Here is a 19000-nt window from a genome sequence, read left to right on the forward strand (position 1 = left end):
ATGTCAGGGGCGCGCATAGCATGCCGCCCAGTCCAGCGCTTCATCGAGGGGCAAGGCGGGGCTGTAAAGAAAGCCTTGCCCCATGTCACAGCCCATGGCGATGAGTTTTTCTTCGGTGGCACGATGCTCGATCCCCTCGGCGATCACGCGGCGGTTGAAACTCCTGGAAAGCGCGATGATCGCCTCGACGATCATTTCATCCTCGGGGTCGTCCAGCATGCCGAGGATGAACGAGCGGTCGATTTTGATCTCGTTGGTCGAGAACTTGCGCAGGTAACTCAACGAGGCGAAACCGGTGCCGAAGTCATCGAGGGAGAGTTGTACCCCTAGTGCTTGACACGCCTTGATGTTCGACGCCGCGAGGCCCGCGTCATCGAGTGCCGTGCTTTCGAGAATCTCGAGCGTCAGGCGCTTGCGAAACGCCATGTCATACCGGCTTAGTGTATTATTCAGGTGGTCGAGGAACTCGTCATCGAGAAAGTGAGCCGGGCTCAAATTGATGCTGATGGTGTAAGGAAGGTCTTGTTTCTGGAATGTTTCGAGGGTCGATACTGCTTGACTTATAACATGTTTTCCGAGCTCGATATCGAGTTTTGTGTGTTCGATATAGGGCAGAAAACGTCCCGGGTATACGAGCTTTCCGGATGGATGATGCCAACGTATCAGGCACTCGAATCCCGATACGACACCGGTCTTGTAATGTAACTTAGGTTGATAAAAAAGTTCGAGTTGATCGTTGTCCAGAGCATGCTGAACTTGCTCACCGATGGCAAAGCGTTTCTGTTGAGAATGATGACTCTCAAGATCGAAGAAATGGTAACAATTCTTGCCTGTTTCCTTGGCGGTATACATGGCTTGATCTGCGTGACGTAGCAGCAAGTCGCTATCCGAGTCATCGTTTGGAAAGCGTGTTATCCCCATGCTGGCAGACAACTCGATAACGTGCCCTTGAAGATGCATGGGATGGTGCAGTTGATCGAGGATATGGCGGTACGTCCTAGGGTGTTCCACGTCACGGAGAATGATCACGAACTCGTCGCCACTCAGCCGGGCGATGACATCGTGATGCCGCACGGCGCTGCGGAGTCGATCCGCAACGCATTTGAGCACCTCGTCACCGACTGCGTGGCCCTGGAGGTCGTTGATCGCCTTGAAACCATCCAGATCGAGAAAACATACTGAAACTGAACCGCGCCGGTGCCTTGCTGCAGTGAGTTCATTCTGGAAAAGTTCATTGAGAAGACGACGGTTAGGGAGGCCCGTGAGGCCATCGATATTGCCGGCTTCATGCAGCCATTTCTTTTTCTCCTGATCGACGATATCGGCGCATATACGTTCTAGCTCTCCTTCCAATATCGCCGCTAAGCTACGCAGGATGCTGAAGTCCATGCGAGATGCATCACGTGGGGAAGAGTCAATAAGGCATAAGGTTCCGACCTTAAAACCTGTGGGGTCACGCACGGGGATACCGGCATAGAAGCGGATGAAGGGCGTTCCGGTGACAAGCGGATTTTTATAAAAGAGAGGGTCGTTGGCTGCGTTTTCAACGACATAAATACTATTTTGCTGAATAGTATGGTCGCAAAATGAATGTCGTCTGGGAGTCGCTTCTATCCTGAGATTTTGCTTGGATTTAAACCATTGACGCTTGGCATCGATGAGCGTGAAAAGCGTGGTATTGACTTGATAGTGTTGCTTGGCAATACGCGTAAGGCGATCGAAGCGTTCTTCCGGTGGGGTATCCAGAAGCCCGGTCCCATGCAGTGCATGAAGGCGACGTTGCTCATGTCGTTTTAGCGTCACAATGCCATCTCCCGATGTCTAGAATACGCAACCGTTTGTTTGAATTCAGTGAGACGTCGTACGAGACGCTTAGCCGATCCCCCTTCCCCCTGTATCATGGTTGGTCCACCCGGAAGCACCAGGGCATATGGGGGCTGCATCATGAACCGTCCAATCAGCGCACTGAATGGATAATTCAATATTAAAGTGAACTACGATTCAACGCGAATTGAATCATTGATTCAAATTCAGCGTATGAATGAAAAAACCATGTTCGCCGAACGCCTTAAAAAGGCCCTTATTGCCGCAGGCTATGAGCCTCGCCCCTCGGTACTTGAACGCGAATTCAATCTTCGCTACTGGGGAAAGCCGATTACATTCCAAGCGGTACGGCGTTGGCTTCGTGGTGACTCCATTCCTGCCCAGGACAAACTACAGGTGCTTGCCGAGTGGCTGCGTATCGAACCGCATGTGTTGCGCTATGGAGATGAGAGTGAGCGAGCGCTTTACGCCACGCCTATCGAATTGGATGTCGTGCCGGTCTGCGGAGACGAAGCTGAAGTGCTGAAAATATACCGCAGCCTACCTAGCGAGCAACGCAAGGTGCTTCGCCACGTCATCGCCACATTTGGCAAGGCGAATGCGCCCAACGATAACGAGGAGACGTCTTGAGTGAAACCGCCAAGGGCAAGCCGTACCTCGGGGGAAAGCAGGACTTCGAAGGGGCTTGACATTGCGCACTACTTGGACGTGCGCGCGTGTCACGTGCTATGAAACTTCTTGATGATGTAGATTGTAGAAGACTATCGCAAGGGCCGTTTTGATTGAGCAGTGTTCATAGTGATCCCTTGCCATGCGGGGCTTGGCGGGCTGCTTTTACTTCATCAGCGATGGTCGGGGAGAGGCTGGTAATGACCTTCCTAGCCGCCTGGGCAATGGTGTGTAGGTAGACAGTCACTGCGGTTGTTCCTATACATGAAGCGGGGGGAAGGAGGTCCTCCAGCCAGATTGCAATCGGACCAGCGGTTCGAGTTCACGGATCTACGGTTCGATCCCAAGGAAAGGGCGTGGCGATATGCCGGGCCACATATAAAATAGAACGGGGAGATATCATCGTGACGCAAGACAATCGCAAGCCGACGACGACAGACGCTGGAATCCCAGTGGCCAGTGATGAGCATTCGCTGTCCGTGGGGCCTGACGGCCCGCTCGTTCTGCACGATCACTATCTCATCGAGCAGATGGCGAACTTCAACCGCGAGCGGATTCCCGAGCGCCAACCGCACGCCAAAGGCAGCGGGGCATTCGGTCATTTCGAGGTGACCGACGACGTCAGTCAGTACACTAAGGCAGCCGTGTTCCAGCCCGGCACCAAGACCGACGTGCTGATCCGCTTCTCCACGGTAGCCGGTGAACGCGGGAGTCCCGATACGTGGCGTGACCCGCGTGGGTTTTCGATCAAGTTCTACACCAGCGAAGGCAATTACGACATGGTGGGGAACAATACGCCGGTGTTCTTCATCCGCGATCCGATGAAGTTTCAGCACTTCATCCGCTCCCAGAAGCGTCGCGCCGACAGCAACCTTCGCGACCATGACATGCAATGGGATTTCTGGACGCTGTCGCCGGAGTCCGCGCACCAAGTCACCTGGCTGATGGGCGATCGCGGGATTCCCAAGACTTGGCGTCACATGAACGGCTATTCCAGTCATACCTACATGTGGGCCAATGCCCAGGGCGAGAAATTCTGGGTCAAGTACCACTTCAAGACCGACCAAGGCATCGAGTGCCTGACCCAGGAAGAAGCTGACCGCCTGGCCGGGGAAGATAGTGACTATCATACCCGTGATCTGTACGAGGCCATCCAGCGTGGTGACTATCCGGGCTGGACCCTCTACATGCAGATCATGCCGTTCGCGGATGCCGATACGTACCGCATCAATCCGTTCGATCTGACCAAGGTCTGGCCGCACGATGACTATCCGTTGATCAAGGTCGGCAAGCTGCAGTTGAACCGCAACCCGACCGACAACCATGCCGAGATCGAACAGGCGGCCTTCGAGCCCAACAACCTCGTGCCCGGCATCGGCATCAGCCCGGACAAGATGCTCATCGGGCGTGTGTTCTCCTACGCCGACGCGCACCGCGCACGTCTCGGGGTCAACTACAAGCAGATCCCGGTCAACGCACCCAAGGCCCCCGTGCACAGTTACAGCAAGGACGGGGCGATGCGCATCAACAAGGTCTCAGACCCGGTCTACGCGCCCAATTCCAAGGGTGGTCCGGCGGCGGATGGCGAGCGTTATCCCACCGATTCCACTTGGGAAGCCAATGGGCAGATGGTGCGTGCGCCCTATGCCCTGCGCAAGGATGACAACGACTATGGCCAGGCCAATGACCTGATCAACAAGGTCATGGACGATGCCGCGCGGGATCGTTTGGTCAACAACGTGGTCGGGCATGTCTCCGGTGGTGTCGAAGAGCCGGTGCTGTCACGCGTGTTCGAGTATTGGAAGAACATCGATGCCGAGATTGGACGTCGCATCGAAGAAGGGGTGAAAGCGGGTCGCGGTTAACCACGAATCGTTTAATCACGAACCATGATGTAAAACACGGCCCGGCCATCGAGAGATGGTCGGGCCGTTGTCGTTTGCGACTGTGCCATTGTGGGAGAGTGAATGCTCTGCCTGGTGCCAGTCTATGTCGTCGTCAATCGAGGATGGCGCGGTTCAGGGTCGATGCGCTCAGCATGCTAGGGGCGGCAGCGATAGAAATGCGCGGGCAGGAAGTTCATCGGCTCGAACTCCCGCGTCACCTGGGAGAAGGTCTTGTGTAGCGAGGGTAGGATGTTGGGCGAAAACTGGTAGAGCAGGAAGGTGCCGTCCGGCGAGATGACCTGTCGCGTCGCATCGAGGATGTTTTTCCGCGCCGCGTCGGGCAGTGTGCTGAAAGGGATGCCGGCGACCACGTAGTCGACCGCACCGAGCCCGCGCTCGCTCAGTACCTGCTGGATATCAGCCGCCGAACCATGTACGACCTGCATGCGCGGATCCAAGAAGGTGCCATTGATGTAATCAACGAAATCCTTGTTGGTCTCAAGCACCAGCAGCACCGCGTCGGGGTGCATCTGGAGCAGGATTTCCTTGGTGAAGGTGCCGATGCCTGGGCCGTACTCGACCAGCACCCGGGTACTCTCCCAGTCGACATGGCTCAGCATGCGCCTGACCAAAAAGGGCGAGCTGGGAATGATCGAGCCCAGCATCTTGGGATGCTTGAAGAAGTTACTGGCAAAAAGAGCGAATTGCCGGCGCCGGGCTCGTTGGGTACTGCTTGCTGTCTGCTGGTGCTCGTCCATGGCTTACTATTCTCGTTCAGTGGGAACCGGGGATCTCATCGTCACTTCACGGTATAGCACCGCTTCGATGAGTAAAAGAATAGCAAGACTCGGGTATGCCAGCGCCAGCATGGCGGGCTGATCCAGCGATACATGAGTGACAGCCACGCGAAAGCCGTCACGGAAAAGGCTATTACAAAAAGGTCGATGACCAAAAGGCCGCCGATATGGACCCGGTAGAAAAAGACGCTACAAGGCCAATAAAGGCTGGGAAAAGAAAGTACAGGCGCAAAAAAATGGGCCGCTGAGCGGCCCACGTACATAAGGGACTCAAGGATCATACGGGCTGGCGCCATGTTGCTCGACGGCCAGCGGTACGAGTGTCCTGGAGGGATCGGTCACGCCGTCGGGCACATTGCGATAAGGTTGATCAGCGCTGACGCGACTGATCGATTTGCTGACGTCGATAGTCGCCCTGACGTTCGAGCATCCAGCCGGGATACTCGGCGGGGAGCGCACTGACGGCCTCGAGCTCGGCGAGTTCCTCGGTACTGAGCGTGACCTGTGTGGCGGCGATGTTATCGTCAAGCTGGTCAACGCGCTTGGCCCCGACGATGACACTCGTCACCGCCGGCTGATGTAGCAGCCAAGCCAGTGCGACCTGGGCCACGGACACGCTGTGTGCCTTGGCGATCTTGGCCATCACATCTATGCAGTCAAAGGCACGTTCTTTATCGACTGGCGGGAAGTCGAAGTTGAGGCGGCGGCTGCCCGCCTCGCCCTGGCTGTCGCGCGTATATTTGCCGCTCAAGAAGCCACCCGCAAGCGGGCTCCAGACCATCAGCCCGAGATTTTCGCTCTGCAGCATGGGGACCAGCTCGCGCTCGAGGTCGCGCCCGGCAAGGGTGTAATACGCCTGCAGCGACTCGAAGCGCGCCAGACCGTGACGCTCGGCGATGCCTAGCGCCTTCATGATTTGCCAAGCCGCCCAGTTGGAGACCCCGACGTAGCGTACATGACCTTGTTGCACGAGAGTGTCGAGTGCGCGGACGGCTTCCTCGATGGGTGTGGCAGGATCGAAGCCATGTATCTGGTAGAGGTCGAGATGATCGAGCTGCATTCGCTTCAGGCTGGCTTTGATGCCTTCCATGATGTGATAGCGCGACATGCCACGTGCATTGACGCCAGGCCCGGTCTCGCCGAACACCTTGGAAGCGACGACGATTTCGTCGCGCGAGACATCTAGATTCTTGAGCGCCTGGCCGGTGATGATCTCGGACTGGCCCTGGGAATATACATCGGCGGTGTCGATGAAGTTGATGCCGGCATCCAACGCGCGGCCGATCAGGCGCTCGGCGTCGCTTTGCTGTAGATCGCCGATCTGGCTCCAGAGTTCGCCCTGGCCACCGAAGGTCATGGTGCCGAGGCACAGCTCGGAAACGAACAAACCGGTATTGCCGAAGGGTTGATAACGCATGAAACACTCCTGACGGTGATGAATTCGACCCGCGTAGGTAACCGCCGTTGTGACCCGTGACGCTGATAAGCGGCATGGCGGGATGGCTCCTTCAGTATGGACCCTGTGACGGCAGACAAAATGCGCGATTCTGTCGAGTCCATGCCCGATTCTGTAATCGGCTCATCGGCCCTTTCATCATGTTTTCCCGCCCGAGAGGGTAAGAGCGTCCAGCGCAGACCCACGCTTCCATTACTGGATATCGTCTATAGTGGGTCATGCGCAACACGATGGAATCGTGTCAGGAAGGACAGCCGGGCTAACCTCGGCCTATCAGGGAGGAAGGATCTTGTTCTGTGAGGCGAATGTATCGATCGCACGCCGTCTGGCGGGCGGTGGCGTCATGTTGGGCGTTCTGGCGGTGCTTGGCGGTTGCCAAGCATGGTCGCCGGCGCCGGAAGGGCTGGATGTCGAGCGCGTGGAGAAAAGCTTCGTCGAGGGTGATTGCCCGGCAGGACGTTGTGCGACCATCGAGATCGAATCGCTGCGTTTACCCGGAGCACCGGGCCTGAGCGAGCGGCTGCGAGATTCGCTGCTGAGCATGGGCTCGGGTATCACCAATGGCGAAAGCGAAGTGGTGATTGCGTCCTGGGAAGAGTATGCGCAGACGTTCTTCGACGAGGCCAAGGCGGCGCGGGAGCGCGTGCCTGAATTACCCGGTTACCAGGCGGTCTTCAAGGCAGAGGTTTATGACCGGCATGCCGAGCTGACTACCATCCAGCTCGATAGCTACGTGTTCACCGGCGGGGCGCACGGTATGCCGCTGACGCAGTTCATGGTCATCGACGAACGCGAGCGACGCGTGGTGACACTCGATGACATGCTGCGCGAGGGCCAGACGTCCGCGTATCGCAAGGCACTGTCGCGCGCGCATCTACGTTGGCTGGAAGAACAACAGGCGGGTGCCGACTTTGTCGAATCCTGGCCGCTGAGCATGAACCGCAACGTGGCACCGTTTGCCGATGAATGGCGGGTACGTTACAACGCCTATGACATCGCGCCTTATTCTTATGGGCAACCGGAGCTACGCATTCCTGCCCAGGCGCTCGAAGGCATCGTCAAGCCACGCTATCTGGAGCGCTGACGGCATGCGTTAACCGGGAGGGTGTCGCTGACGGTCGTGTCTCGTGAGGGCGATCGTCGCAGGCGGTGATCGTACGATCAGGCGTTCGAGTCGTGCTCGGGCTTGCCTTTTTGCTGGGCCGAGGCCATGGCTTCCAGCTCCTCTTCGCTCATCGAGTCGTACATCGACTTCGCGGCTCCCTCTAGCTCACTGGCCTTTTTCTCGCCGCGTTTGGCGGCGAGCGCGGCACCGGCAGCCATTTGCTGGGCCTGAGACTTGGCGGGCATATCGTCACCTCTTCCGTGATGGCGCTTCAATAAGCGTGGCTATCTTAAGCCAAGATAGACGCTGCCACGGGCATCGCAATGTCACGATGGTGACCGTATGTGTCCCGACCGACACGAGCCAGGCATCTAGTGCGCTTTTATTATTCCTTGCGCTGCTTGAGCTGTTCCTTCAGTGGGCCGGGCACCTTCTTGATGATCAAGCGATCATGCTCGGCGTCGAATTCGATACTGTTGCCGAGCAAGTGAGAGTCGAAGCTGATCGAGACGCCGCTGGCGCGCCCTGTGAAGCGCCGGAATTGATTGAGAGCTCGCTTGTCCGGCGGTATCTCCTCGGAGAGCCCGTAATCCTGATGACGAATGTAGTCGTAAAACGCCTTGGGATGTTGCTCGTCGACGAGCTCGGACAACTCATCGAGGGTCACCTTTTCGCCGTGCTTGGCCTGGGTGTTGGCGTAGTCGATCACGGCATCGGTCTTCTCGCGGCTGGCGTCGTCAGACAAGTCCTCGCGCTCGGCATAGTCGCTGAATGCCTTGAGCAAGGTTCGGGTTTCGCCGCTGGCATCCACGCCTTCCTCGACGCCGAGCAGTTCGCGGAAGCCTTCGGCGAATTTCTTGCCGCCGCGGTCCTTGATGAAAGACACGTACTGATGTGAGGCGCCGCCCTGCCATTGAGCGAGGTCGATGCGTGCGGCGAGCATCAATTGGCCAAGATTGAGCTGAGGCGTTTCGGTCACTTCGAGGGCATTATCGATGGCAAAACCCTGGCGATGATGGAGGAGTGCCACACTGACGTACTGCGTCTCGCCGTGCTGATAATGCACGAATAGCAGATGGCCACCCACCGAGAGGTGGGCGTCGATCAAGGCATTGATGCGCTCCGCCATCCGCGCGCTCCAGGTGACGAAATCGATCGATCCGGCTAGATACTCCGAGAGTCCCGCGGCGAAGGCGCTGCTGCCGGTCTCGCCGAAGTGACCCCAGGCCTTGGGCTTGGCATGAAAGCTGTCATTGACACTCGTCAGCAATGCCTCGAGAGATGCCGTCGATGACGGTGCGTGCTCGGCGCAGGTCAGCGTGGCGGGCGTCTCGGTATCGGACTTGTCGATGCGATGGATGGTGCTGGTCAGAATCGGCATGGTGGCATCTTGGTGAAAACGAAAACGGGCATGATAACGCCCAGTACGGGCCAGCTTCTAAGGCCTATCTAGGGCTTGATGTTGTAACCGGTCTTGAAGATCCAGCCGACCAGCGCCAGGCACAGGCCCAGAAATATCATGATCATGAGCAGGCTGGCGCCGACACTCACATCACTGATGCCGTAGAAGCTCCAGCGAAAGCCACTGACCAAATAAACGACCGGGTTGAACAGCGTCACCGTCTGCCACACAGGGGGCAGCATGTCGATGGAGTAGAAGCTGCCGCCCAAGAAGGTCAGCGGTGTGATGATCAAGAGCGGCACGAGTTGTAGCTTCTCGAAACCCTCCGCCCAGATACCGATGATAAAGCCCAGCAGGCTGAAGGTAAGGGCGGTGAGTGTCAGGAACAGCAGCATCCAGAATGGATGGTCGATACGCAAGGGCACGAAGAAGCTGGCGGTGACGAGGATGATCAAGCCCAGGATGAGCGACTTGGTGGCCGCCGCGCCTACATACCCGAGGACGATTTCGAAATAAGAAACCGGCGCCGAGAGTACCTCGTAGATGGTGCCGGTAAACTTGGGAAAGAAGATCCCGAACGAGGCGTTGGAGACGCTCTGGGTGAGGAGCATCAACATGATCAGCCCGGGCACGATGAAGGCGCCGTAGCTGACGCCTTCGACTTCCTGAATGCGCGAGCCGATGGCGGCGCCGAAGACCACGAAGTACAGCGAGGTGGAAATCACTGGCGAGACCAGGCTCTGCAGCAACGTGCGCCATGCGCGTGCCAATTCGAAATGGTAAATGGTGCCGACCGCGCGGAAATTCATGCGTCCTTCCTCACCAGATTGACGAAAATTTCCTCCAGCGAGCTTTGCTCGGTGTGGAGGTCCTTGAATCGAACGCCCGCTGCTTCGATATCGTTGAGCAGGGCGCTGATGCTTGCCGGCGTCGAGTGTTCGTCAGGTGACGCGGCGTAGGTATAGACCAGTACGTGGCCGTCGTCGGCGAGGCTCAGAGGATAGTGCGCCAGCGTCTCGGGAATGGACGCCAGTGGCGTCTGCAGATCGAGCCGCAGCTGCTTGCGGCCCAACTGGCGCATCAGGGCGGCTTTCTCTTCGACGAGCACGATCTCCCCATCGTTGATCACGCCGATGCGGTCGGCCATCTCCTCGGCCTCTTCGATGTAGTGCGTAGTCAGGATGACGGTGACGCCTTGGTCGCGTAGCGACCGCACCACGTCCCACATGTCGCGACGCAGCTCGACATCGACCCCGGCGGTAGGCTCGTCGAGAAACAGGATCTGCGGCTCGTGCGCCAGCGCCTTGGCGATCAGTACCCGGCGTTTCATGCCGCCCGAGAGCGTGATCATCTTGTTGCGACGCTTGTCCCACAACGACAACGACCTGAGCACACGCTCGATGTGCGCAGAGTCGGCGCGCTTGCCGAACAGGCCACGGCTGAAGCTGACCGTGTTCCAGACCGTGGCAAAGGCGTCGCTGGTCAATTCCTGAGGGACTAAGCCGATCTGGGCGCGCGCGGCACGGTAGTCGGTGACGATGTCGTGGCCGTTGACACGGACCTGACCGTCGCTTGCGTTGACCAGCCCGCAGATGATGCTGATCAGGGTGGTCTTGCCGGCACCATTGGGCCCCAGCAGAGCGAAGATTTCGCCATGCTGGATATCCAGGTCGATGCGTTTGAGCGCCTCGAAGCCCGAGGCGTAACGCTTGGTCAGCCCCTGAACGGCGATCACCGAGGGCGTGGCTTGCAGGGTGTGGGCGCGTTCGGTGGGGCGAGTTTCGGTGGCAGTGGCGTCTGCGATGTCATGACTCATGCGATACCGGGCTCCCGTGGAGAATGGGACGATCAGTATAGGCGTGCGCCGGCATGCCGTGGCCGGCGCTCACCTGATCGGTAAGTACGTCGTCGGCGAGTGCATCGTCGACGAGGCCGGGTCAGTCTTGCCGCTCGGCGCTGTGGTAGATGTTCTGAACGTCATCGAGATCGTTGAGGGTAGCGAGCAGCTTGTCGAGCATGGCCACGTCATCGCCGACGACGGGGGTCGTGGTCTGCGGCAGGAACTGGATCTCGTCGGCTTCGAAATCGAGCTCACCGAAGGCCTCGGCGAGGGCCTGCTTGGTCTTGGCATATTCGGTATGAGGCGCGAACACGGTAATACGATCGGTTTCGCTCTCGATGTCGGTGACATCGACATCGGCCTCCATCAAGGCTTCCAACACCGCTTCCTCGTCGCTACCCTCGAAGGCGAGGATCGCGCAGTGATCGAACATGTGGCTGACGCTGCCCGGGGTGCCGAGTTTGCTCTTGGCCTTGTTGAAACAGGCGCGTACGTCGCCGAAGGTGCGGTTGGGGTTGTCGGTCAGGCATTCGACGATGACCATGCAACTACCCGGACCGAAGCCCTCGTAGCGCGCGAGGGAGTAGTCCTCGCCGCCACCGCCCTTGGCCTTGTCCAGCGCCTTGTCGATGACGTGCGACGGGACTTGGTCCTTCTTGGCGCGCTCGATCAAACCACGCAGGGCGAGGTTGCCCTCGGGGTCGATCCCGCCGGCTTTGGCGCAAACGTAAATCTCACGCCCGTATTTGCTGTACACCTTGGTCTTGGCGTCGGCCGTCTTGGCCATGGATTCCTTGCGGTTCTGGAAAGCCCTACCCATGTCATGCCCTATCAAATGGTTCGCAACGCACAAGATTCTACGCAACATCGCCGGTCGAGGCAGGTTTAATTTTGCGCTGCCGACGTTTGGTCTCCCGACGATACGCCGTCTCCTTCAGTCGACGCTATGCTTAATGCGCGCTCACCTGTAGCTTAGGGGGTCTCTATTTGCCCACTTCATCGGAAATGCATATGTCGATGCGATCCTTGCCAATGCCGTTTACTGCTCGTTCCGTCTGGCACGTCATGCTGTGGCTGTGCCTTGCCGTCTCGCTGACAGGCTGCGGCATCAACAATATTCCTACGCTGGACGAACAGGTGAAGTCGGCCTGGGCGCAGGTCGAGAACCAATATCAGCGGCGCGCGGATCTGGTGCCCAATTTGGTGGAAACCGTCAAAGGCTTCGCCGATCAAGAACAGGAAACGCTGACGGCCGTGATCGAAGCGCGTTCCAAGGCAACCTCGATCAACATCGACGCCGACTCATTGGACGATCCCGAAAAGCTGAAGCAATTTCAGCAGGCTCAGGGCCAACTGACTGGGGCGCTGAGTCGCCTGATGGCGGTGTCCGAACGCTATCCGGAGCTGAAGTCGAACCAGAACTTCCTGGCACTGCAGTCGCAGCTGGAAGGTACCGAGAATCGCATCGCCGTGGCGCGCCGCGACTTCATCCAGGCGGTTGAGCAATACAATACAGAGATTCGTACTTTCCCCGGGCGACTCTGGCATGGCCTTTTGTATAGCGACATGCCGATTCGCGAAAACTTCGAAGCGACTGCTGAGAACGCCGATCAGGCGCCTGAGGTGGAGTTCTAATGAGGCATTGCATCCGTCTGACATGTCTGGCGCTATTGTGGGCCTGTGCCCTCAGCGTTCAGGCGCAGGACATCGAGTTTCCCGAGCTGACCGGGCGCGTGGTCGACCAGGCCGACCTTCTAGATGCGTCGACTCAAGATGAGTTGAGCGGCATGCTCGCGGCGCACGAGGAAGATACCGGCGAGCAGGTCGTCGTGGTCACGCTGCCCGATTTACAGGGTGCGCCGATCGAGGAATACGGCTATCAGTTGGGACGTCATTGGGGCATCGGTCAGGAGGGTGAAGACACTGGCGCGCTGTTGATCGTCTCCATGGAAGAGCAGGCCATCCGCATTGAGGTCGGTTATGGCCTCGAGGGTCGCCTGACTGATGCGCAGTCCTCGGCAATCATCACACAGCAGATCGCCCCGGCGTTTCGTGAGGGCGATTACGCGACCGGTATTACCCAAGGTACGGAAGCGATCATTCAGGTCCTGGGCGGCGACCCGATGGCCGATGCGCCTCCTGCCGGATCGGCTTCCGGGCAAGATAAATCGCGCGATGTCGGCGGCGCATCCGTGGCGTTTTTCGTCATGTTGATGATCGTCATGGGTATCGTACGCGGCATCGGTGGTGGCGGACGCGGCGGGCGTCGTCGCGGACGCGGCGGTGGCTTGCTCGGCGGTCTTCTGCTTGGCGGCGCCATGGGCGGCGGTTTCGGAGGCGGCGGTGGCGGCCTCGGAGGCGGCGGCTTCGGCGGCGGCGGTGGTGGTTTCGGCGGGGGCGGTGCCTCCGGTGGCTGGTAGATCAACGCAAGGGACATCACCATGGCATTATTGAGCGACAGCGAGCAGCAGCAGGTGCGTGATGCGATTACGCACATCGAGCGCGATACCGACGCCGAACTAGTCACCGTACTCGCGCCGCAGGCCGACGATTACACTTACATCCCATTGCTCTGGGCAGGGATTCTGTCCCTGTTGATCCCGGGGGCGATCAATTATTTCCCCCAATGGCTGGGTGCTTCGGAGCTGTTGATCGTGCAGTGGGCGTGTTTCGCGGTGCTCGCGATTGTGTTTCGGCTGCCGGCGGTGACGACGCGTCTGATCCCGCGACGTGTGCGCTTCTGGCGGGCCGCCAATCTGGCAAGGCGGCAGTTTCTCGAACAGAACCTGCATCACACCCAAGCCGGCACCGGCATGCTGATCTTCGTCTCCGAGGCTGAGCGCTACGTGGAGATCCTGGTCGATCGCGGGATTTCCAGCCGCCTCGACGACGAAACCTGGCAGGGCATTGTCTCGACCTTCACCCAGCAGGTAAAGCAAGGCCAGACGCTGCAGGGCTTTCTCTCCTGTATCGAAGCATGCGGTGAGCACCTCCGAGAGCACGTTCCCGCCACGCACGAGCGCAACGAACTCCCCAATCGTCTGATCGTGCTGGAATGAAACGCCCGACGACACGCCTCATGGCGTGTCGTCGCCGGTTCCCCACTCCTCCGTAGGCTATCGCATCATCGCGCCGCTCTAGACTGGACGGCACGCCAGGGCGCGTGTGGCTAATCCATAGGAGTTGGCGTAGTTGGATCGTTGTCGTGATGGAGCGCTGCTATGCTGAGCTTACGATTTCCGTGCCCAGGAAGGGTGCCACCGTGGTCAGTACAGGAGGCGTTGTGGCGCAGCAAGGACGCAGCGAAGAATACCCTGATGTTAGCTTTCACGCCGAGTCGACGGCGGCGGTTCTCGACCATCTCGACAGCGATGCCGACAGCGGCCTGAGTAGTGACGAGGTAACGCGTCGGCGCGAGCGTTACGGCCCCAACGAGATTCCCGACGATGCGCATGCCGGCCTGGTGCGCATCTTTTTGCGCCAGTTCACCGACCCGCTGATCTATATCCTGCTGATCGCAGCGGCGGTTTCACTGTTCGCCGGTGGCTTCGCCAACGCCGTCTTCATCACTGCTGTGCTGGTGCTCAATGCCGTCGTCGGCTGCTTTCAGGAGTACCAGGCCGAGTCCAGCGCGCAGACGCTGCAATCGGTCGTGCGCATTCGCCCGAGGGTATTGCGCAACGGGCGTAGCGAGGAAGTCGAGGCGGCCGAATTGGTGCCCGGCGACATCGTGCTGCTCGAATCCGGCGATGCGGTGCCCGCCGACCTGCGGCTGATCGAGACGACCAACCTGCAGGCTGACGAGTCGCTGCTGACCGGGGAATCCACCCCGGCCGCCAAGAACGCCGACGCACAACTGGACGAAGACACACCCCTGGCAAAGCGCGAGACGCTGCTGTACTCGGGAAGCTCGATCATGAACGGCCGTGCCACCGGCATCGTCGTTCGCATCGGCGAACACACCGAGATCGGCCAGATCGCCGAATCGCTGGCGGAGACCGATAGCGGCACGCCGCCCCTGGTGCACAAGCTCAAGCGGCTGACCAACTGGATCGCGGTCTTCACGCTGGTGGCAGTGGCCGGAGTGGCGCTGATCCAGTTCCTCAACGGCAAAGGGCTTGCCGACATCGTCACCGTGGCGGTGGCCCTGGCGGTCTCGGCGATACCGGCCGGGCTGCCGGTCGCCATCACCGTCGCGCTGTCGGTCGCCTCCGCCCGGATGGCCAAACGCAACGTGATCGTGCGTCGGTTGGCGGCTGTCGAAGGGTTGGGCTCCTGCACGCTGATCGCCAGTGACAAGACCGGCACGTTGACCGCCAACCAGCTGACCGTGCAGCGGACCTGGCTGGGCGCGCGGCGGCGCGTCGAGATCGGCGGCGAGGGGCGCGGGCTTGAAGGCGAGGTCACAGCGGAAGGCGAGTCGCCCGATGACGAGCTGCGCGATGCTCTGCAACGCTTCGCCACCGCCGGTGCGCTGGCCAACGAAGGCGCGTTGCGGGTCGACAACGGCGAGATCGCCGACAGCAAGGGCGACAGCACGGATCTGGCCTTTCTGATTCTGGCGGAGAAGCTCGGGATCGACCGCCGGCGTCTGGACGACGACTACCCCGAGCAGGCGCGCATTCCGTTCGATCCGTCCAAGTTCTTCAGCGCCGTGTTCAGCGAGGCCGAAGGCGGCACGCTGGCGTACGCGAAAGGGGCGCCGGAAACGATCATGGAAATGTGCAACCTCGATGGCGAGACCCGGTGCGTCGCCGAGGAACAGCGAAAGGCGTGGGCCGAAGAGGGTTTCCGGATACTCGCGATTGCCGGCGGCCAGGTGGATGGCACAGATGAGGAGAGCCTGCGCGGACTGGATCTGCTGGGACTGGCGGCGATGATCGACCCGCTGCGCGACCAGGTTCCCGAGGCCATCGAGCAGTGTTACGGCGCCGGCGTGGGGGTGCGCATGGTCACTGGCGACCATCCGGACACGGCCTATGCTATCGGCCACGGCCTCAAGCTGACCGATGACCCGCAGCAGGTGCTCACCGGAAAGTCTTTGTCGGAGGCCGGCGACGGAGCCGGCGAGCACATCGGCCGGGCGCGTGTCTTTGCCCGGGTCGAGCCGCTGCAGAAGACTCGCATCGTCGAATCGCTGCAGCGTGCCGGACATTTCGTCGCCGTTACCGGCGACGGGGTCAACGACGCACCGGCGCTGGATCGCGCCAACATCGGGATCGCCATGGGCGAAAGTGGCACCGACGTGGCGCGCAACACCGGCGACCTGATTCTCACCGACGATAATTTCGTCTCCATCGTGCCGGGCATAGAATGGGGACGCACCGCCTACGACAACGTGCGCAAGGTCGTCTGGCTATTGCTATCGACCGGCGCGGCCGAAGTGTTGCTGTTTTTCCTGGCGCTGGGTTTCGGACTGCCGATACCGCTGACGGCGGTGCAACTGCTGTGGCTGAACATGGTTACCAACGGCATCCAGGACGTCGCTCTGGGCTTCGAGAAGACCGACCCGGACGTGCTCAAGCGCCCGCCGCGCTCGCCAGATGAACCAATATTCAATCGTCATATGGTCGAGAACGTATTGGTTTCCGGAATGTATATCGGCCTGGTGGCGTTTGGCGTGTATTTCTATCTGCATTCGGCGATGGGCATGGGCGAGGATCAGGCCCGCAACTTGACGCTGCTACTGATGGTGCTTTTCGAGAACGTGCACTTGTTGAGCTGCCGCTCGGAGCACCGCTCGTTGTTCCGGATTCCATTCAACAATCCCTTGCTACTAGGCTCGATCGTGGCCGCGCAGGGCATCCATATCGCGGCGATGTACATTCCCGGCCTCAAGGATGTGCTGGGGCTGGAACCGGTATCGTTGCAGACCTGGGGCCTTCTGTTGGCGATTGCGGTCACGCTGCTGGTCGTCGATGAGTTGGCGAAATGGCTGCGCTCGCCCATATGGCGCTAAAAATCGACTCAAGGTTGATGGCAAATAAGAAGGGCGCCGTGCCGACAAGGTTAACCGCCACATTGAAGTTGGGACTGCGGATCGCCATTGAAGGTTATGAATAGCATTCAAACAGCAAAGGAAAGTGCCATGAACGTCGTCACATTACGTAGTCCGGGCGGGCTGGATAAGCTCGATGTTCACGAACGCGAAGCGCCGGGCGAGCCGGGGCCGGGCGAGGTGCGCGTGCGGGTGCATGCCAGCTCGCTCAACTACCATGATTACGGGGTTGTCGCCGGAGCCATGCCGACCGAAGACGGCCGTATTCCCATGTCGGATGGGGCCGGTGTCGTCGAAGCCGTGGGTGAAGGCGTCGAGGAATTCACCGTGGGTGACCGCGTGGTATCGACGTTCTTCCCAGGTTGGCTCGAAGGGCCGGCACGGATCGGCGACTTCACCACCACGCCTGGCGATGGTGTTGATGGCTACGCGCGCGAGCAGGTCGTGCGTCCGACGACGTGGTTTACCCACGCACCGCGCGATTACGACCACGCCGAAGCGGCTACCTTGACCACGGCCGGATTGACCGCTTGGCGTGCACTCGTGGTGGATGGCAAGCTCAAGGCGGGTGACACGGTGCTGGTGCTGGGCACCGGCGGTGTCTCGATCTTTGCCTTGCAGTTCGCCAAGCTGATGGGCGCCACGGTGATAGCGACCTCGTCCTCGGACGAGAAGATCGCACGGCTTAAGGAACTGGGCGCTGATCACACGCTCAACTACAAGACCGAGCCGGAGTGGGGCAAGCGCGTCAAGGCACTCACCGGTGGCCGGGGCGTCGACCATGTCATCGAAGTCGGTGGCCCTGGCACGCTGCCGCAATCCATCGACGCCGTGCGCATCGGCGGACACATCTCATTGATTGGCGTGCTCACCGGACGCGGCGGCGAAATTCCTACCGCCAAGCTGATGGCCAAGCAGGCGCGTCTGCAGGGCTTGATCGTAGGTAGCCGGCGCGATCAGATTGAGATGATCCGTGCCATCGACGCCAGCGATCTACATCCGGTCATCGACCGCCGGTTCGCCCTCGACGAGATCGCCGAGGCGTTTCGTCACCAAGAGGCAGGGCGTCACTTCGGCAAGATCTGCCTGGAATTTTGATTGTCAGTAAATGGAAAACTAAAACGCCGTCGGAGACTCTCCGACGGCGTTTTTTTATTTCCTCGACGCGGGCCGCAGGTCGTAGTCGAAGTACTGTTCCATCAGCTCGATGAAAGTGCCGTCGGCGTAGACGCTGTCCAGCGCTTGATTGAAAGTGGCAGCCAGGTCCTTGTCGCGTGGTCGCACGGCGATGGCGTTACCCTTGCCAAAGATCGACTCAGGGCTGTTGATGCGGGGCCCGACTTGGACAAAATCGCTATTGGTGTCATCGACGTCCAACGTATCCAAAGCGACTGGATAGTTGATGAATGCCAAATCGAGGCGCTGCGACTGTAGGTCGAGTGCCACATCTGCTGCCGTGGCATATCGCTGGATATCAAGAGTATCTGCGTAGCGCTCGGTGACATAGTTATCTTGTGTCGTCCCGCGTTGCACGCCGACGGACAAGCCTTTCAGTGTCTCCATGTCGTCGATATCGATGTCGCTGCCACGTCGCGCCACCCACACTTTGGGTGACATGGCGTAGGGGTCGGTGAAGCGTACCTGCTTCTCGCGGGCGGGGGTGATGCGCATCGACGATAAAATGGCATCGTACTTGCGCGATAGCAGTCCGGGGAGGATGCCATCCCAACCTTGTACCACCCACTCGCAGTCCAGTTTGGCGCGCTGACAGAGCGCGTTGCCCAAATCGATCTCGAACCCGGCCAGCTCACCGTCGGCGTTGCGGTACTCGAACGGCGGGTAGGGCACGTCGACGGCGATGCGTACGTGCTGTCTATCCTCGCCGGAAATGTCGCTGGCCTGTGCGGAAAGGGTGCTGGTCAGGCTAGGGGCAACAAGCAGCACGGCGATGGCCAGCTTGAACGGTGTGGCCACGGGTGGATGAAAGTCCAGCAAGCGGGAAGGTGACATGGGCTAATTCCTT

The 19000-nt window shown here is 59.6% G+C and carries 17 protein-coding genes; 8 read left to right on the top strand and 9 right to left on the bottom strand.

Going from position 1 to position 19000, the window contains the following annotated elements; genetic code table 11:
• Positions 1-3: 3 nt before the first annotated feature.
• A complete protein-coding gene (locus LUN51_RS11990) occupies positions 4-1803 on the bottom strand; it encodes a sensor domain-containing phosphodiesterase (protein WP_277811452.1) in 1800 nt (599 codons plus the stop codon).
• A 249-nt stretch (positions 1804-2052) separates the two neighbouring features.
• Here LUN51_RS11990 and LUN51_RS11995 point away from each other — a divergent pair, with 249 nt between their 5' ends.
• Together LUN51_RS11995 and LUN51_RS12000 are read left to right on the top strand one after the other, a co-directional pair.
• On the top strand, positions 2053-2454 hold the full coding sequence (locus tag LUN51_RS11995; RefSeq protein WP_277811453.1) for a transcriptional regulator: 402 nt from the start codon (positions 2053-2055) through the stop codon (positions 2452-2454).
• A gap of 443 nt (positions 2455-2897) precedes the next feature.
• A complete protein-coding gene (locus tag LUN51_RS12000) occupies positions 2898-4358 on the top strand; it encodes a catalase (protein ID WP_277811454.1) in 1461 nt (486 codons plus the stop codon).
• A gap of 176 nt (positions 4359-4534) precedes the next feature.
• Here LUN51_RS12000 and LUN51_RS12005 read toward each other — a convergent pair whose 3' ends face one another.
• Complete coding sequence (locus LUN51_RS12005; protein WP_277811455.1) at positions 4535-5137, bottom strand: class I SAM-dependent methyltransferase; 603 nt, start codon at positions 5135-5137, stop codon at positions 4535-4537.
• Positions 5138-5546: 409 nt separating this feature from the next.
• Positions 5547-6593: an aldo/keto reductase gene (locus LUN51_RS12010; RefSeq protein WP_277811456.1), complete on the bottom strand. Its 1047-nt coding sequence runs from the start codon at positions 6591-6593 to the stop codon at positions 5547-5549.
• Positions 6594-6870: 277 nt separating this feature from the next.
• Here LUN51_RS12010 and LUN51_RS12015 point away from each other — a divergent pair, with 277 nt between their 5' ends.
• Entirely contained in the window at positions 6871-7716 is an 846-nt protein-coding gene (locus LUN51_RS12015) for an RsiV family protein (protein WP_277811457.1), read from the top strand.
• Positions 7717-7793: 77 nt separating this feature from the next.
• On the opposite strand, the gene LUN51_RS12020 is transcribed toward LUN51_RS12015, so the two are convergent.
• The 5 genes from LUN51_RS12020 to LUN51_RS12040 form a co-directional block, all read right to left on the bottom strand.
• Positions 7794-7982: a DUF3008 family protein gene (locus LUN51_RS12020; protein WP_075370445.1), complete on the bottom strand. Its 189-nt coding sequence runs from the start codon at positions 7980-7982 to the stop codon at positions 7794-7796.
• 140 nt (positions 7983-8122) lie between these two features.
• Positions 8123-9118 carry a nucleoid-associated protein YejK gene (yejK, locus tag LUN51_RS12025; protein ID WP_277811458.1) on the bottom strand — a complete coding sequence of 332 codons (996 nt, stop codon included), beginning with the start codon at positions 9116-9118 and terminating at the stop codon, positions 8123-8125.
• 68 nt (positions 9119-9186) lie between these two features.
• Positions 9187-9948 carry an ABC transporter permease gene (locus LUN51_RS12030; protein WP_277811459.1) on the bottom strand — a complete coding sequence of 254 codons (762 nt, stop codon included), beginning with the start codon at positions 9946-9948 and terminating at the stop codon, positions 9187-9189.
• A complete protein-coding gene (locus LUN51_RS12035; protein WP_277811460.1) occupies positions 9945-10955 on the bottom strand; it encodes an ABC transporter ATP-binding protein in 1011 nt (336 codons plus the stop codon). The genes LUN51_RS12030 and LUN51_RS12035 overlap by 4 nt, the downstream gene beginning before the upstream one ends.
• A 121-nt stretch (positions 10956-11076) precedes the next feature.
• Complete coding sequence (locus LUN51_RS12040) at positions 11077-11799, bottom strand: YebC/PmpR family DNA-binding transcriptional regulator (protein ID WP_246939561.1); 723 nt, start codon at positions 11797-11799, stop codon at positions 11077-11079.
• Positions 11800-11990: 191 nt separating this feature from the next.
• Here LUN51_RS12040 and LUN51_RS12045 point away from each other — a divergent pair, with 191 nt between their 5' ends.
• The 5 genes from LUN51_RS12045 to LUN51_RS12065 all read left to right on the top strand — a co-directional run bounded on the left by LUN51_RS12045 (position 11991) and on the right by LUN51_RS12065 (position 18075).
• Entirely contained in the window at positions 11991-12614 is a 624-nt protein-coding gene (locus LUN51_RS12045) for a LemA family protein (protein WP_378092802.1), read from the top strand.
• Positions 12614-13399 carry a TPM domain-containing protein gene (locus tag LUN51_RS12050; RefSeq protein ID WP_277811461.1) on the top strand — a complete coding sequence of 262 codons (786 nt, stop codon included), beginning with the start codon at positions 12614-12616 and terminating at the stop codon, positions 13397-13399. Before LUN51_RS12045 ends, LUN51_RS12050 begins: the two co-directional genes overlap by 1 nt.
• 21 nt (positions 13400-13420) lie before the next feature.
• A complete protein-coding gene (locus LUN51_RS12055; protein ID WP_040244993.1) occupies positions 13421-14038 on the top strand; it encodes a TPM domain-containing protein in 618 nt (205 codons plus the stop codon).
• Positions 14039-14262: 224 nt separating this feature from the next.
• The gene (locus LUN51_RS12060) at positions 14263-16938 is read left to right on the top strand and encodes a cation-translocating P-type ATPase (protein WP_277811462.1); all 2676 of its coding nucleotides are present in this window, start codon (positions 14263-14265) and stop codon (positions 16936-16938) included.
• 129 nt (positions 16939-17067) lie between these two features.
• The gene (locus LUN51_RS12065; RefSeq protein ID WP_246895472.1) at positions 17068-18075 is read left to right on the top strand and encodes a zinc-dependent alcohol dehydrogenase family protein; all 1008 of its coding nucleotides are present in this window, start codon (positions 17068-17070) and stop codon (positions 18073-18075) included.
• A gap of 54 nt (positions 18076-18129) precedes the next feature.
• Here the strand turns inward: LUN51_RS12065 and LUN51_RS12070 are convergent, their stop codons facing one another.
• Positions 18130-18987 carry a transporter substrate-binding domain-containing protein gene (locus LUN51_RS12070; protein ID WP_277811463.1) on the bottom strand — a complete coding sequence of 286 codons (858 nt, stop codon included), beginning with the start codon at positions 18985-18987 and terminating at the stop codon, positions 18130-18132.
• Positions 18988-19000: the final 13 nt, after the last annotated feature.

Source organism: Chromohalobacter canadensis, from assembly GCF_029544075.1.
Classification (GTDB): Bacteria; Pseudomonadota; Gammaproteobacteria; order Pseudomonadales; family Halomonadaceae; genus Chromohalobacter; species Chromohalobacter canadensis_A.